This is a genomic window from Caballeronia sp. RCC_10 (genome assembly GCF_041360715.1).
GTDB classification, from domain to species: domain Bacteria; phylum Pseudomonadota; class Gammaproteobacteria; order Burkholderiales; family Burkholderiaceae; genus Caballeronia; species Caballeronia grimmiae.
Map to the genome: position 1 here is coordinate 1 of NZ_JBFUPT010000052.1, position 15492 is coordinate 15492.

Here is a 15492-nt window from a genome sequence, read left to right on the forward strand (position 1 = left end):
AATGCAAAATCTTTCCATCCAGTCTACGTCACGCCTGTCGCATGCTTCCGAAACGAATTGTGCAGACGCTCCTTAACTTCGGCGAAGCGGGACCGTAATGTTTTATGCTGGCGGGTGTTCGTTCGAGCGCAGGCGCGGATTGTTTATGACGCGTGGTGCGCGCGTCGTCCTACGGCGATGTCGGCCCTGGCGCTCGGCGTGCTGATGTCGGGGTGTGGCGTTGTCGGTTGTGTCGGCACGTCGGTGTATGGCATCGGCTTGACCGTGTGCTAGCCAGGCGGCTCACGCGGAAAGATTCAAGAGCTTGCAAGAGATCAAAGTCAAAGCATGGGAAAGTGGGTGTCGATGCAAACAGGACTTTTTGGGCCGCGTCATCGGGCGGTCGTCGCGGGCATCGCGCTCGCGGCAGGCATGGCGGCGGTGACGAGCTTGACAGGATGCACGTCGACGCCAAGGTCGCCGGCGCCAATCGTCGAGAACACGACGCTCAGGACGCCGCCCGCCGTTGCGAGCGCGCCGAATAGCGCCGCGACGGCGGCATCGTCGGCGCCCGTCGCGCCGGGGTTCTATCGCGTGAAGCCGGGCGACACGCTTTATGGCATCAGCCGGCTCTTCAAACAGAAGCCAGCGGACCTCGCCGCATGGAACTCGCTGACGGAAAGCAAGCAGGTGAACGTCGGGCAGGTTCTGCGTGTCGCGCCGCCGGGCGCAGCGGGCTCCGCGCCGGCAACGGCAACGGCTGCTGCTCCTTCTGCTGCTGGCGGCAAGGACTTGCCGCCGCTTATTGCGACGCCCGCGAAGCCGGTCGCCGAAGCGCCGCCGGCGAAGGCCACCGAGGAGCATGCGTCCGCCGCGAAGGCTACCTTCGCGTGGCCGGCCAAGGGCGAAATCGTGCGCAAGTTCGGGGCGAGCGGCAGCAAGGGCATCGATATCGCGGGGAAGGTCGGTCAGCCGGTAAAGGCGGCGGCGTCCGGCAAGGTGGTCTATGCGGGCAGCGGGTTGCGGTCCTATGGGCGCATGATCATCGTCCGGCATAGCAACGATTATCTGACCGCGTACGCGTACAACGACAAGCTGTTGGTCCGCGAGGGCGACAGCGTCAAGCAGGGCGCGACGATCGCCGACATGGGCACTGGCCCGGGCGGATCGGCAGTGCTGCATTTCGAAGTGAGGAAGTCCGGCGCTGCCGTCGATCCAGTGCCGTTGCTCGGCGCGGGCGGTTGAGTCGCACGAAGGAAGTCGAAACACATGAAGAAGCTCTCGTTTGCCGCGCTCGTCGCGGCAGCCACGATTTCGCTGCTTGCCGGCTGCGATCAGCAACAAAGCGGAGATGCGATGAACAAGCTCAGCGCGTTCTTCAACTCGGTGAAGCCTGACACACTGTTGCTGAAGGACCTGAAGCCGGGCGTCACGACCGAGGCGCAGATCCGCAGTCAGATGGGCGAGCCCGAAATCACGCGCACGTTCACGGACGGCTCGAAGCGCCTTGAGTATCCGCGCGGCCCGGCGGGCACGAATACCTACATGGTGGACCTCGATCCGGACGGGCTGTTCGTCTCGGTGACGCAGGTGCTGACCGCGGAAAACTTCGCGAAGGTGCGGCCCGGCATGACCGAGGACGAGGTGCGCAGGCTGCTCGGCAAGCCCACGACCGTCGCCGCATACCGGTTGAAGCAGGAACACGTGTGGAGTTGGCACTGGCTGGAAGACGGCGTCAATCGTGACGCCATGTTCAACGCGCACTTCGGGCCGGACGGCATCGTAGTGACGACGTCGCGTTCGGAGGCGGAAGGCGGCGGGCGGCATTGAGCGCGAGCGAGGTTTGAGGCCTTGGGACGATGATCGACAAACACGACGGCAACATATTCCTGGCGCTGAGCGACGAGGCCTGGCGGTATAGGGAGCGCGCGGCGCGACAAGCGAACGACGAACCGTCCGCGCAATGGGAGTGCATGCGCGGTCATCGCTGGGATCAATCGCTGGACGTGGCGCAGAACATTCGCTGCATGAACTGCGCGGGGCATCGGCGGGAAAGCCAGACGAACCTGGCGCGCGCGCTGGCCGAAGCGCGCGGCGGGACGTTGTTGTCGCTTGGCTATGTGAACGCGATGACGCCGCTTACGTGGCAGTGCGCGTATGGCCATGTGTGGGACGCGCATGCAGACGTCGCGCAGCGTCGATGGTGCGATGAATGTGCGCGGACGGTGTTTGCTCGGTATCGCTGATTCGGGCTAACGCGGCACGAGACGGGCGCGGGAAAAAGAAAAGCCGGCGATTAGCCGGCTTTGAGCTTCGTTGTCGGAGCGATGACTTTTCGTCTGCTGCCCGTCGGGACGTTGGCAAAGACCTGCGCTGCACGCGCCCATCCTTTACCCACGGCTCGATCGAGCGCCGCCCTTCCTGTTGTGGTCTCTCATGTGCGCGGACTGCTTGTTCCCCGGTGCGCATGCAAAGTATCCGTCGGGCGGATTCGTATGAATGTACGGCGTCGAACGTTGTTTGCGAAGTCGGATTGAGCTTGCCGACGATGCGTGTTCTGCGCCTTTGAAACGCCGATCGCAGACGACAAAAAAGCCGCTGTCCTTGGGGGAGCAGCGGCTTTTTCTTGCAACTGGTGGCGAATCAGGGACTCGCGACGTTCGCTGTCAGAACCCTGCTCCGCCTTGCTTTGCGGCTGCTACACGATGTCAGGATAGCAGGCTGGGGTAACAGTTCAAGAGCGAGGTTTCAACAGCAGTCATGTCAGCAAGTGCCTTCTGCTGGAACAGACTGTCGTTTCAACGCCTTCCAGCAACGAGTGAATAGGACTTTTCCTTTTGGGTTTGCGCGGAACGGCGCGGCGAGATTCGCGAGACTTGAAGCCGATAAAGGGTTTCCGTTTCGATTCCGCGCCGAGGCACTCCAAGCCATCTGTCTTGCCAAGGTGCCTGGGGAAATTAGCATCCCGACTGGGCCGATGCCTCTGCACGGTTGACGTGCAGACGCGTCATTTTTTCATTGCCGCTCCAACAGCGTTCAAATGCTCTTCGTAACGATTGAATGAATCATCCTGGCGCAGGTGGGAATAGTTCTCAAGGACGGTTCTGAGCTTGTCGTGCAGCAACTCCGCCGCGGTAAGGTAGTCGCCGGGGTGCTTGCGCAGCCAATCCGTTGCGACGAGATGCCGAATAGCATGGGGCGCGAAGCCTGGCGTCTCGGGGATGAGCTCACGGGTGCGACGTGCCACTTGCTTGTTCAGATTTTGCCACTTCTTTCCAGTCTTTCCCGGGAATAGCCAAGCGCCACTCGGATTGCACTTAAGCAGTCGCGGGCGGTGCTCGCAAAGATATTCCTCGATACGATGATTCATCGAGCGTGGGAGTGGCGCGTCGTAGTCGGTCTGTGCGGCGTGGTAGTCATTCTTAAAATCTCGAGCACCAAATCGCAAGCGCCACTGCCCGTCTTCCCTTTGATAGAGTGAGCCGGTACCGTTTTCGCGCCAAGTCATGAGGATGCAGTTGCGCGCTCTCAATGGATTGGCCAACAGTACGGATAGCAGTAATGCATCGCGTTTGTACACACTTTCTTGGGTGCTTCCCGGTGCGGCCTGTGCAGCCAACTCGTCGAGAGCCTCGACAGCACGAAACAACGGCGCAAGCGGCTCGGACAGATTGAGTAATCCTTGAATCGGTTCGTAAGGCTTGCGAGATTGTTCTTTGGCGTCGCGTGCCCATCGCCTATAGAGCTGATAGGCTTCGGAACAAGTGTCAGCCCACGAACGCCTAACGTAGTGTGCCGGAACTCGGGACGCGAATGACGGCTGCTGCGCTAGGTAACCGGTTTTGGCGTTCGTCAAACTTGCTCCCAACGCGCAAAAGCCCGCGTGACCGGCATGGACCGCGCCGTCAGAACGGTCGCTCATGAATTCGAGGTAGCCCTCAATTGCAGACGGCACGGCGAGCCATGCGAGCGATTGGGCCGCGTCTGCGGGCACGCCAAACCCGCCGCATTCTATCGGAAGCGTTAGGTAGCCAATGAAGCTGCGCATACGGGTCAAGGCGATATCGGCAGTGGGGCAGCCCCTGTTTGCCCGACGCGCATATGGCGAAAGGTTGCGCCCAATCTTGTCGAACGGCAGCACCCGCCACGAACCCCCGTCGGACCGTTCAAGCTGCGGACTTTTCGATGTCTTGTAGTCGAAGAAGTCAAACCACTCTCGAAGAAAATCCTCCGACATGTCAGCGTATGACAAGCAATATTTTTTCTTTGTGTTCAGGCGGTGGCGTTCGCGAAAGGGAATTGATTGGTGGGACGACTGCGCGTTGGAACTGCTTTTCGATGGAATTAGGGCCAGTAGCGCATCTCGTTCCAGCCCCAACTCGGCCTCTATTCTGTGAACGGACGCAAACGTCCGGCTATCAGGGTAGCCGCCCTTGAGCCAGCGTTGGATGGCGGACGTCGAAGCGCCAGCGCGCCTGGCGAGTGTTTTTGCCGCCAAGCCTGTCGATGCGATTGTGTGTCGAAGCAGTTTGTGAAACGGACTTTGATTTTCCACCGTAGGTGAGCCCACTGGCATACGGACGGATGGGCTTCGTAACGAGCAAACGACGCTGTACCAAGCGCGAAGATGGCTGCGTCGGTCGCTCTTCGTTCGTGCCTTTACATGTAGGGAGTCAAGGTACGACTGCGACCCTTCGTCGAATCCGGCGAGAAATTCGCGTCCGACGTTAGAGTCTTCGGTTTTTCCTGAAAAAGCCAAATACGAGTGCAGCGTCGATAAGTGGTTACGAAGAATCTGCGTTGCGGTTGAGACGGCTTCTTCTGCAGGTGCGACGAGGTCACGTTTTCTTGCTGCGATTACTTCATTGTAGGTTAAGGACATCGAGGAGTCTTCAAGGGCACCGACGAGCCGCCAAGATTGAGATGGGCCTTCGTTATGGCAAAGACGCAGACGATAACGAGGATATTCCAAGTGCTTGATTTCGCGTGAATTAGCCATAGGACCTCCAGACATTTGCCCCCCAGGCAGATGCCCAGCCGTCCGTTACGTCTTTGGCGGGGACCGATGATGCGTAGTTGGTGGTTCGCTATATAGAGATGCCGCTTAAATGCGCTTGCACAAAGCGCTGCGAAGCAATAGTCCGCAACTGTCATGTAGCGACTTATCTATCAGGGGCGCGGTCTGCCAACAGCTAGGGCGATGATTGAAGGATGCGGAACAGGCTGCCGCGACGTCGAACCGCGCGGAGGTAATGCGGATTTGATTCACAAAGTACGGAACGATTGACGTTAAGACGTTTGCCGCTCCGTGGCGAGCGAGACGTCGTGTCGGAGGGCGATAGCATGCGTCCCGAGTCTCGTTACCTATAGTCACTGGACTTAATTGCGCAGGTGAACAGCTTCCGTCTCCCGGCGTTCATTTACAGTCGGGTGGTCGCCAGCTGAGCGTGTCGCGGCCTTTCAGCCACGAAGCTTGGTAGAAGCCGAAAGCCGTTGATGGTGGACTTTGAACGCGGTGGACCTGCGCAGCATGAGAAGACTGCCCGAGCGTTGATTGGCATCGGTACGAAGCTTCCCCTAGCCGGGGCCGTATAAGTTTGTCTCGCTAAAGGTGTTAAAAAGAGTTCTCCATGATATGAGAGTCCTTCTAAAATCAGAAAGAAGAGAGTCTTCTATAGCGAAAGGACTCACTCCGAAGATTTGCAAAGGGAAGACGAGTATTTGCGGAGGTACGCCTAAATGGCAGGGAAGATTGATGGTAAGCGCATACTCGACGCATCGATTGAACGCGTGGGAACGCAGACCTTGTGTTAGGGCGGCGCAAAACTTTCGGGACGAGGCGCGCTCGCTATATGCGTAGCCATGAACAGTAGTGGGCTAAAAACAAATATCACGGGTGCCCTCGGAGCTACCGGCGTCGCCGATACTTAACAACGCAAGCGAGGGAGCCGGAAAGACAATGTCGAGGACGCGCTTGCCGTATTGGCCACTAACGCGAAGCTTCGGCACACAACTCGGCGTTTCCATACGCTGCTCTATCGACATCCAGCATGTCGGAAATATACTAGACGACCCGAACCTACGAATGAGCCGCGCGTGCCCGAGAAATCTTCTTCGGCTTGCCATCGTCGTCGGCCAGCGTCTGGGGAACCGAGATGGCCCGGGATGCTCCGGGCGCAACTGAGTCGACAATGTAGTCGACGCTACAGATACCAACGCGGCGAGCGTCGGAGTTGCCGGCACTGAGGATACCGAAAGCAAGCTTTCGAGACGGGATTGAATTTTCCGTCATTGGCGAAATCGACGCATGCGCCACAGGACCGGTTCATGGAACGGCGGACGTTCGGCTCTTTCTTTACTGCTTTGCCGAAGCTGCCTATCGGCTCCCTGCACGCCTAGGGTTTTTTGCCATCGCGCCAACGAAATTACCCTATTGTTAGCCTAAACCTGCCGGAATCAGTTGGAGAAGGCGACTATGGCATCTGAAACTCCGCCAACTGCCAAAGGCGCGGGCGCCATGGACGAGGCTGTGCCCGGTACAGCCCCGCAGTGCGTTGTTTCGGCGTTAGCTGACCGAGCAGCGAGCGTGAAGCTGGGCGGCCGTTGCCAAGGCTTGGACCAGCGCGGCAACGACGGCCGACGCCTGCCGGCGACGCGGCTAAAATTTGGTCTGCCGTGCGGGCTTGCGCTGCCGCAAGGACGTAAAACTTGAAAGTCGCGACGTCCCTGCAGGGCAGTCGCGTTCTCCGGGTCGACGACAACCCGCAGGGTCCAACCCGAGTAGTCTGTCCTTACTAACGAGGTCGTCCGCCGGGTCCGCGCGTGCTCGGTTTCTTTGCAACCGCAGGTGGCTTCGCTGGCTTCGCTCGCAAGCCGACTGGCTCCAATTAACTCTTAGGCTTCGCCTCGCCAGTTTTCTTCTTGCGGCCAGTCTTGATGGGCGCCGGTTCCCCGACGGGTTCCGTGAGCAGTTGTGCCTCTCCGACCCCAAGCGCCGTGGCAAGCGAAACTAAATTGTCCAAGGTCACGTTGGCCAGCCCTCGTTCGATAAGACCAACGTGATTCCGATGCAGCCCGACGTGGTCGGCCAAGGTCTCTTGCGACATGCCTACTTTGCCGCGCAGCAGCTTGAGATTTGTCGCGAGCCGAAGCCGCGCAGCCCTCTGCTGTGGTGTTGTGGTGTCTTCCATATGCGACAGGAGCATCCCTTATCGCAAGCGACGAAGCTACCGTATATAAATTGGCAATTTAAAAATTTGCACTCTTTACAGTGCATATTAAAAGTCTTAGACTTCGCTTACTGGCTCGCGCCCACGCAGCATTGGCTTCAGAAGCGTGGCTCTCCGGACGAGCACGCAGCTCGTCAAGCCCAATTGGCTACAAGCAGCGCCCCCGAACTCGACTGCAGATAACGTTGTTCTGGCGAGAACGCTTGTCGAAGCACATCCAATTCGAGGCCTTTTGGCGCGCAGTCGTCATCACGAACGTTAGGGGCACGGGCAGCGCAGATGAGTGACGCCGACAACGTTCTTTAGGAGGAGCAGTGGCCTCAGTTTCGGTTTTGGACACCGTGGAGTTTCGCCCCGGAGAAGACTTGTTCATCGGCGTGTATCGGGGTCGCCTCGGCTATAGCTTGCAAGGAGCACACATCCTGTACGGTCGTTGCATTGAGCACAGCGGTAGCCGAGACATCTGGGGAGATGCATACAGAGCGTTGTATAGGCAAGAGAGCGAGATGCCAATACTCGACCTCGACGAAAACGGGAAGCCGGTGCCGCCAGAACCGCCAAGACAACCGAGGCCGCGCACGCAGACGGAGACGTCAAAGCAGCGTCGCGTGACGCACGTGACCTGCTTTGTTGAGCGCAGCCGGGCACGAGTACAAGACGCCTCTGCTCGATTCACTGTCTCTATCAATTCCGCTGGACGGGTACGCGGTGAAGCCGTCGCAACGGGTCATGAGTTGATTGAATTCCGGCGCATGCGTCTCGACCCTTCGCAGACAGCTACGGAAATCGTGCTCGCGGTCCTACTGCATCTTGCAACCCTAGAACACGAGGAAGACGTAGCAAGCCTCATGAAGCGGATGCGCAACCCAGGCGAGCCTGGCGTCCAGCGCCCCTCGAACTAGGCCGAGGGTGCCGTGGACAGTTCGACGTCTTGACATCGATGTGACTGACTCATGCGAATCCAACCGGCATCAGACCTTCACCTAGAGCATTTCCTGCGGCGGTTCCCTGCCGAAACGCTCACCGACCAGCACACGACGCTGATGCCGCGTTCTCACAAACCCGGCTGGTTACGCGCGTAACGCGTCGACGGCACTTAATCCTGGTTGCCTTAAGTTCGAGAACGAGCACTTCGAATACGCCCGCATTGACAGCTCAAACCTAGCAAGTACCGTCCGACCGACTGGAAAGGAGAATTTTTGAAGGTCTCGACTCTGATATCAAAGCTGAGTGCGCTCGACCAGGAAGCCGAGGTGCTGCTGCTCTCCGGCACTGCAGACATCTCGGCAGCGGACGAGCTACGCCGCGTCGAACAGCAGGATGACTGGCGGTGCGAGGTTCACTTCCGCGATGACGGGCTCTCGCAGTCTCTTCATGCGCCTTCTTACTTTGGCGCCATCATCAACTACGACGCTCAGTACGATAGGACGGTCGACGAGAAGGTTGTCCTCCTTGCTGCGAGCAGTGCGAATCTGTACTACATGTTTGTGGGCGACTTCGCGCCCGAAGTTCCTAAGCTAGGTAAAGACTGGATTGAGACTGAAGCGCTGCGCAGTCGGCGAGGCATGCTCGAAGACGGGACGCTCATTTCGCGTGAATTGCTTCTTCGCTTGCTGTCCATGACGGACGAGCAGCTTGAAGTGCTCGTTGAGCAAGGCCGCGTCTTTGGCATCTGCGTTGATGGAGTCACGTGTTATCCGAGCATCTTTGCAAACCCTCGAATCAACCCAGAGCGCCTGCAGTCAGTTTGCCGCTTACTTCAATCTGTCTCTGAGACCAGCCGACTCGACTTCCTGCTTTCAGCGTGGGGCCACTTAGGTGGCCGCCGCCCAATCGAAATGCTGGATGACAACAAGGACTACAAGCGGGTTCGGCATTCTGCGATGGTGCGGGCTCAGGAGTCCACGAGAACTACGGTCAGGTTCTTTGAAGGACACCACGAGGCAGCACCCGCGACAGTAGAGCCACTCTACACTGTGTCCGCCGAGCTTGACCCCCGAATGCCCCTCTGGCGCCGAGCTGGCGCGACGATGAACGAATTCGGCTTCGAATATCCGTTCGCGCCATATCCGCACACCAGCGTCTTCACTGCGTTTATCGAGAAATCGTTCGAAGGTGAATCGGGCAGCGTCTTGGAAGGTTTCGTTTGCGTCCATCGCGTAGCAGGGGAGTGGCAAATATCCGCTGCACAACCCCTCGCCAACACGACGAAGATGAATGCAACGCTACGGTGCGAAGAGCACGACATTGTATCCGTTGCCACGGCTGCATTCGAATACCTCAAACGCCTGAGTGGGGACGAAGCTCGATAGCAAGGAAGCCCTGTGTTTATGAGAGTTATGAGTGAGCCCGTCGAATTCGCTAGCACTTCTGTCGCAGACGGCCATGTGAGCGCAGACTTCGATGCGTTCAATGAAATTTTGTGCCGCAGCGGAGTGAAGACGCAAAAACCTTGGGCGTACGACCTCGATACCGACATGAGAGGACAAACGAGTGAGTACGACTCACAGGCTGCCACCAAGATTGGCTGTCACTGCACGAAAAAAAAATGACCTGCTCACCAGGCTTAAGCATGTTGCTCGATGCAGCCGGACTGCAACCTTCGGCGGTTCTGGAATGCGATTTTCGGGTACTTCGACCGTTCGTGCGTTGTGGACAGTGACATGTTGACAGGACTTTCTGAACCCACTTTCCACGTTCCGCCGCCTAAGCATTGCGGTGGGTACATCTTGTACGTCGATTTCGATGGATGCCTTCACCCCAGCGAGGTCTACACGAAGCATGGTGTCGGGCCCTTCTTATTGAACTGCCCGGGTCATGAACTCTTTGAGCAAGCGCCGTTGCTCGACCGATTATTAACAAACTATCCCGACGTCCGAATCGTTCTCAGTACATCATGGGTCAATAGGTACCGCGGACGAATTCCTCGACTGTCTTCGAATCTGCCGACGGGCCTTCGTAACCGTGTCATTGGGGCGACGTACCATAGTGAAATGGACCGCGAAGCGTTCATGGCTTCGTCACGAGGTATGCAAATCTGGTCGGACGTGCTCCGCCGACGGCCAGCACGATGGCTTGCAATCGACGACGACGCAGAAGGCTGGCCGCAGTGGTGCCGTGACCATCTCGTGAAGACAGATGAGATGTTCGGCATTGGTGAGCCAGGAGTACGCTTTGAGCTTGAGTCTAAGCTCGAGGCTACTTTTGGGAAGACAGCATGACTAGCGCAGAGCATCTTCTCGTGTTCGCTCATCTCGATGGCAATTGGACCCGTTGTGGCAGGCTCGTCATGGCCGAGGAGACTGACGGCCATGTGTCGTCGACGTTCGAATATGACGAAGGGTATAACGCACTGCCGAATCGGGTCGGGCTGGACCCGGTGAGCTTGTCGTTCCCTGAACAATTACTCACGCCGGGCGAACTGCGAGTGCCGAAGAATCACTTGCCGCTGTTCGGCGCATTCCGCGACGCGACACCCGATGCGTTCGGCCGCCGTGTCATTCAGCGCAAGCTCGGTGCTCCTTTGAATGGACTCAAGGAGGCCGAGTATTTGTTGCACGCAGGGCCGCATCGGGCCGGCGCGCTTGACTTCCGGTTGGAGTCGTCCACAGAGCTATCCCCGCAAAGCGAGGAATCGGTCTGCTTGGCAGAACTCACTGAGGCTGCCGTTCGCATCGACGACGGACTTTCGCTGCCGTCCGAGCTACAAGCAATTTTCACTCAGGGAACAGGCCTCGGCGGAGCTCGGCCGAAAGCTTCGTTCCGCGACGAGAAGGGCGTATTGTGGGTTGCGAAGTTCCCAACCAGGAGCGACCCGTTCGACGTCTCAACTGTCGAGTACGCGACTTTGACGTTGGCGGCAAAGGCTGGTGTCCATGTGCCTGGGGTCAAAACAGTGGCGGTCGGTGACCGCAAGGTTTTCCTCTCTCAGCGATTTGACCGGTTCTGGGCTCCTTCGGGCGGTTCGGAATCGCACCCGTTAGGTCAAGAGCGATTCTCCGAACCGGGACCCGGAACTGTCGAGCATCGCGCGTTTTACGTGAGCGCACTGTCGATGACGGGCCGCAATGAGTCCGATTCTCGCTTCGCGTCGTACGCCGATATCGCGGCTGCCGGGCTGGAGCATAGCCGCACCAATGTGGGCTTTGACGATGCCGCGCAAATTTATAAGCGCATGCTCGTCGACATCTTTGTGAGCAATGATGACGGACATCTTCGCAACACCGGCTATATCTACAACGACGCCTTTCATACGTGGCAGCTGAGTCCCTGCTTCGACGTTGTGCCGCGACCGAGCTTCGCTTTCGAGCGGTTCCTGCATTTGCAGGTTGGCGAACAAGGAAGAGCGGCAACACTCGACAATGCCTTTTCATGGCATCAAAAGTTCTGGCTTTCCGAAGAGCTCGCCTGCGAGTACATCGCGGAAGCGTGGGACGTCGTTCGCGATTGGCGACAGCATTTCGAAGAATCAAGCGTGGATGCAGAGGATATCGAAAAGGTGGCATCAGCCTTCCGAGGTATTGATGACATAGCGAGCCCCGAGCTCCGTCGGAAGCTCCCTTGAACGCCGAATCGCTGCGCGTTCAGCAAACAAACGTATCGCCATATTTGCGGCTACTCCGCGGGCTTCGCTGGCTGGTTCTTGAGCTCCGGCGCGGGGCCCGACTACCGAGTTAATGTCATGCGAGACAATGACAGTACAAGACCGTGTCGCCCGATTTCTTGAACAGACCAGCGACGTAGTGATTCTTCGCGCAGAACTCCGACATCTTGGCAGCAATGCACAGGTCGGTCGGGTACTCGCAAGACTCGTTCGCGCGAAGATTCTCATCCGTGTGAGCGTTGGAGCTTACGCAAAAACTCGTGTCAATAAGTTTACGGGTGAGCTGACGCCAGCAGCGACGTTCGAACACATCGCGTGGGAAACCTTCAGAAAGCTGGGCATCGATGTGTCGCCCGGCCGTGCCGCTCGTGACTATAACAGCCGTAGAACAACGCAAGTTCCAGTGCAGCCTGTTGTGAACACCGGCCGCCGTCGCATAACGCGTCAAATAGTAGTCGGCTCGCGTGCCATTATTTACGAGCGAGGATTTATCGATGACTGAAGTCCGCGTACACGCCGGAGCCTATTTCGCTCATGACCTTGCGTCTGCAATGCCCCTTGTCGCCACAGGACGGTATACGCCCATCCCGGGAGAAGACCTCTGGGAGCGTGCGGCTCGTGCTTTGCTCAAAGTCGAGCCGCCGGGACCGTACCCTCATGCAGACGCGCTAACAATCTTTGTGTGCGACGACGGCAGAATCACGATGCGGTTCGACATCCAAATCAGCGAAGGAGCAGCAAGAGCGACGTTCGTGCGCAAAGACGGCGTGCCGGTCGCTGAACACGCGCCTGTTCGCGTCGATGCGGACGACGACGTCGTCACTATTGCTCGCAAATTGTTCGCCGCGGGGTTGCCGCAATGAGCAGCATTGGCCCGTCCCCGGCGAGCACCTAAGTGCAGCCATGGGCGACCGCAAGTTGCCCGAGTGCTGTACTGTAGTTTCCATAAGGGTCGTCATTGAACCGGTAGCGATGCGACTCATATGTCCGACGCTGGACCGGCACATACACGCGGTGTTTTCCATGCCAAGCAGGTCGTGACGCTCTTCGCTCGCCCAGGTCCTGACAACGCGCGAAACTTTCAATGCCGCTTTCTTCAGCGGAGACACACTGCCCGAGATTAGCGCCGTGCAATTGTCTGAGGTCGATAAGGCGCGGAATCTGGCAAAGTCGGTGACGGTCGCGATGCGGTCGCATTTTGCGCTGCGGGTTGTGCGGAGTTTGATTAAGCTCCGCGCGTCTGTGCAAAGTGACATGGCGTTTTGCTGGGCGTTTGTTCCCTCAAAGCCCCGCGCGTGTTGAGCGCGCGGGGCTTAATCGCACGCCTCGAAATGTCGCCAAAAGTCCGCGCGGACGGCTGTGGATTCTCGGCTTGAGCAATTAGGCGCATTGGGTGGCCCAATTACTACCAAGTTCACCACGTCTTGCGGCCAAGCCTGAGCATGCGCCTCCATCGCCTCCAAGACGTCCCGCTCGACCATCTCCCGCTCCACCACCTTAAGCGATGATGTGCGTCGAAGAGCAGTCGCCAGCAGCAGCCAAGACGTCGCCGGTTAGCTGAAGGCAGTCGAGTGCGGGTCGCAGTCGCTCGAGCATCACTGCTGCCAGTTGGCTTTCTCGTGATACCAATTCGACGTCTGAGGCAGCGTCACGGCTATGAGCAACGCATTGCATGCACACGGCAGTCCTTCTTGATGTGTTCCTCACGTCGCCGAGCAAAAGTGCTCGTTGAGTCGGATATGACGTCTCCAAGAGGACAGAAGTGCGAGCTAGCCCGGACGTGCGGCTTCTCCTTTGCCGTCAAAACCCGTATTTTTTTCTGTGCGCCCTGAGGTAGGGTAGATTCCGAGGGTAGATGCGCCACAAGCGCCCGCCTTTGGGGACGCCTAGCGTGTCCAGGTACTCGCCCGGGACACGCGGCGAGATGAGCATCTTCCCCTTATCGTCGAACGATATTTCTCCGTTATCGAACAAGGCGTCGAGGTTGGCGTGAAGAAGCAGCCCGTTGAATGGATCGCGACTTACATCCGACGCTTCTGCCCACGCCGTCGCATGAGACGCCCTGAGCACCGAGGGATGTGAGCACCCTGTCACTGCGCACCGGCCGTCCCACAGCTCACGGAGTTCCCTGCTGTACTGGTCGTGCCCGACACGTTCGTTCTTCGTGACGTTGCGCTTGGTTTTCAGCGAGGCGGTCCATTGAGCTTCGGCCGCCAGCTTGTCTTCTAGCGCTCGTCTCACTTCCGGTTTGAGCGTCCATGCCTGCGTCGCCGCATCCCACGTCGCCAGGACGTCGAGTCCGGTAACATGGGGCAGCTTGATACGCTGAGCTACCCGCTCCGCGAACGTCATGTAGGCATCTGTGAGCGCTTCAACGCGTTGTTCATCGGCGCCCGGCTCGAAGTGATGCGCGAGCTCCTCGAGGGTGGCGCGCGCTGCGGGCGCATCGGCGTGGCAATCAAGCATTGCGAGCGCGTCGCGCGAGATGCGCTTGAGTGCTCGAAAAGCGTCCAGGAAATCGTCGACTGTCGCGCGAGCCTCCTGGGCGATGACGAACCGGCTTGTGGAGCCATCGCGGCGATATGTGTCGAGCAGGTGCTTACGGTTGTACCGCTTGCGTCCGCTGGGCTGGTGGTTGCCGCCGTTGTAGGCAACTGTCTCGGACGAATTTCCGGTCTCGTAGTTCGGTTGGATGCCCTTGCCTGTCGCCCCGAAGCGAACCACGTCGTGCCCTTTGTCTGCCATGTTTTTCAAAACGGCAAGCCGATACGGCTCGGGCAAATCGTTCACCGTCCACACTACGGTCATGACCGTTCGGCGTGCAGGCATATTGGAAGTCGACTCAACTTGGGGCACGTAGTCTCGTCCGATGAACCTGTGAGTGTCAGCGGCCGGCTTTTGGAGGCCGCGCTCGCGCATCAAAGTATTCAAACCAGCTTTGAAGAAATTAACCAATGGGCCGTGGAATCCGGCCTTGTCCGGGAGGTCGAGAAAGGACTTCCATATTGGCATAAGCGAGCACCCGTAGGCAGAAGCGGCCGCACACAGCAGGGCACCCGTCAGATGGGCACGTACCGTCAGGTCCAGGCCGGCATACCAGCAGAGCCCGAGATAGTAGAAGAACGGAATGGCGGGCCAGATGATTCGCGCGGACCGCGGCTAGATATACACCTCGTTCGGGAGCAGTTTCCGGCGCAGACCGGCGAACGCCCACATGGCGACGAAGGGCGATTCAAGGAGTCAAAAGACCGCGTTGGCCGTTGGGTTCGGGTAGTCGGCACCGAGACGGCAGCCGACGAGTAAGCTCAGACCATATCCACCCAAAGCGCCCATCGGCCAGATGACCCTTGCTCGCCTCATAGCTGGCTCCCACGGTGTTTCCGAACCGAATCGCAGTAGCTTGAGTTTAGCGATTTCTCGACGCGTCGTCCCGTGGCTCAGGCGCAGCGCGCACGCACTCGTCGGCGGGCGGCTTCATTCGCGCGACCTTTGTGGGCCAGGTACCGAACTGCAGGACAGCTGTCGACCTGAGCGTGGTACGCTTTTGCCGCAGTTCATATAACAGGTTTGCCAAATGCGCACCCGGGGATACAACAATGAAAATTGGCTCTTTTGAAAACGGAGTGGGTAACGGCCTTCAGCGGGCATGCGAGTTGAAGGCGGAGAAGTCCAGTTTGCCTG

12 protein-coding genes are annotated in these 15492 nt (G+C 58.5%); 9 read left to right on the plus strand and 3 right to left on the minus strand.

The features are described from left to right. The 4 genes from AB6804_RS30100 to AB6804_RS30115 form a co-directional block, all read left to right on the plus strand. Window positions 1-273: hypothetical protein (locus tag AB6804_RS30100; RefSeq protein WP_370889562.1), on the plus strand; the 273-nt coding region annotated here is incomplete at its 5' end. 72 nt (window positions 274-345) lie between these two features. Continuing rightward, complete coding sequence (locus AB6804_RS30105) at window positions 346-1224, plus strand: peptidoglycan DD-metalloendopeptidase family protein (RefSeq protein ID WP_370889563.1); 879 nt, start codon at window positions 346-348, stop codon at window positions 1222-1224. Between the two features lie 24 nt (window positions 1225-1248). Next, complete coding sequence (gene bamE, locus AB6804_RS30110; RefSeq protein WP_370889564.1) at window positions 1249-1809, plus strand: outer membrane protein assembly factor BamE; 561 nt, start codon at window positions 1249-1251, stop codon at window positions 1807-1809. Window positions 1810-1838: 29 nt separating this feature from the next. Then, the gene (locus AB6804_RS30115) at window positions 1839-2225 is read left to right on the plus strand and encodes a hypothetical protein (protein WP_370889565.1); all 387 of its coding nucleotides are present in this window, start codon (window positions 1839-1841) and stop codon (window positions 2223-2225) included. A 761-nt stretch (window positions 2226-2986) separates the two neighbouring features. Here the strand turns inward: AB6804_RS30115 and AB6804_RS30120 are convergent. Both AB6804_RS30120 and AB6804_RS30125 read right to left on the minus strand, forming a co-directional pair. Further along, entirely contained in the window at window positions 2987-4978 is a 1992-nt protein-coding gene (locus AB6804_RS30120) for a hypothetical protein (protein ID WP_370889566.1), read from the minus strand. A 1888-nt stretch (window positions 4979-6866) separates the two neighbouring features. Then, window positions 6867-7169: a helix-turn-helix domain-containing protein gene (locus tag AB6804_RS30125; RefSeq protein WP_370889567.1), complete on the minus strand. Its 303-nt coding sequence runs from the start codon at window positions 7167-7169 to the stop codon at window positions 6867-6869. Between the two features lie 1238 nt (window positions 7170-8407). On the opposite strand from AB6804_RS30125, the gene AB6804_RS30130 reads away from it, so the two are divergent. The 5 genes from AB6804_RS30130 to AB6804_RS30150 all read left to right on the plus strand — a co-directional run bounded on the left by AB6804_RS30130 (window position 8408) and on the right by AB6804_RS30150 (window position 12674). Further along, window positions 8408-9520 (plus strand): hypothetical protein, encoded by a 1113-nt coding sequence (locus AB6804_RS30130; RefSeq protein ID WP_370889568.1) that lies wholly within the window; start codon window positions 8408-8410, stop codon window positions 9518-9520. 351 nt (window positions 9521-9871) lie between these two features. Continuing rightward, window positions 9872-10429, plus strand: coding sequence for an HAD domain-containing protein (locus AB6804_RS30135; protein WP_370889569.1), 558 nt, complete (start codon window positions 9872-9874; stop codon window positions 10427-10429). Continuing rightward, window positions 10426-11772, plus strand: coding sequence for a type II toxin-antitoxin system HipA family toxin (locus tag AB6804_RS30140; RefSeq protein WP_370889570.1), 1347 nt, complete (start codon window positions 10426-10428; stop codon window positions 11770-11772). The genes AB6804_RS30135 and AB6804_RS30140 overlap by 4 nt, the downstream gene beginning before the upstream one ends. Before the next feature lie 127 nt (window positions 11773-11899). After that, complete coding sequence (locus AB6804_RS30145) at window positions 11900-12313, plus strand: DUF6088 family protein (RefSeq protein WP_370889571.1); 414 nt, start codon at window positions 11900-11902, stop codon at window positions 12311-12313. Next, the gene (locus AB6804_RS30150) at window positions 12306-12674 is read left to right on the plus strand and encodes a hypothetical protein (RefSeq protein WP_370889572.1); all 369 of its coding nucleotides are present in this window, start codon (window positions 12306-12308) and stop codon (window positions 12672-12674) included. The genes AB6804_RS30145 and AB6804_RS30150 overlap by 8 nt, the downstream gene beginning before the upstream one ends. 937 nt (window positions 12675-13611) lie before the next feature. On the opposite strand, the gene AB6804_RS30155 is transcribed toward AB6804_RS30150, so the two are convergent. After that, entirely contained in the window at window positions 13612-14823 is a 1212-nt protein-coding gene (locus AB6804_RS30155) for an HNH endonuclease (protein ID WP_370889573.1), read from the minus strand. Between the last annotated feature and the right edge of the window lie 669 nt (window positions 14824-15492).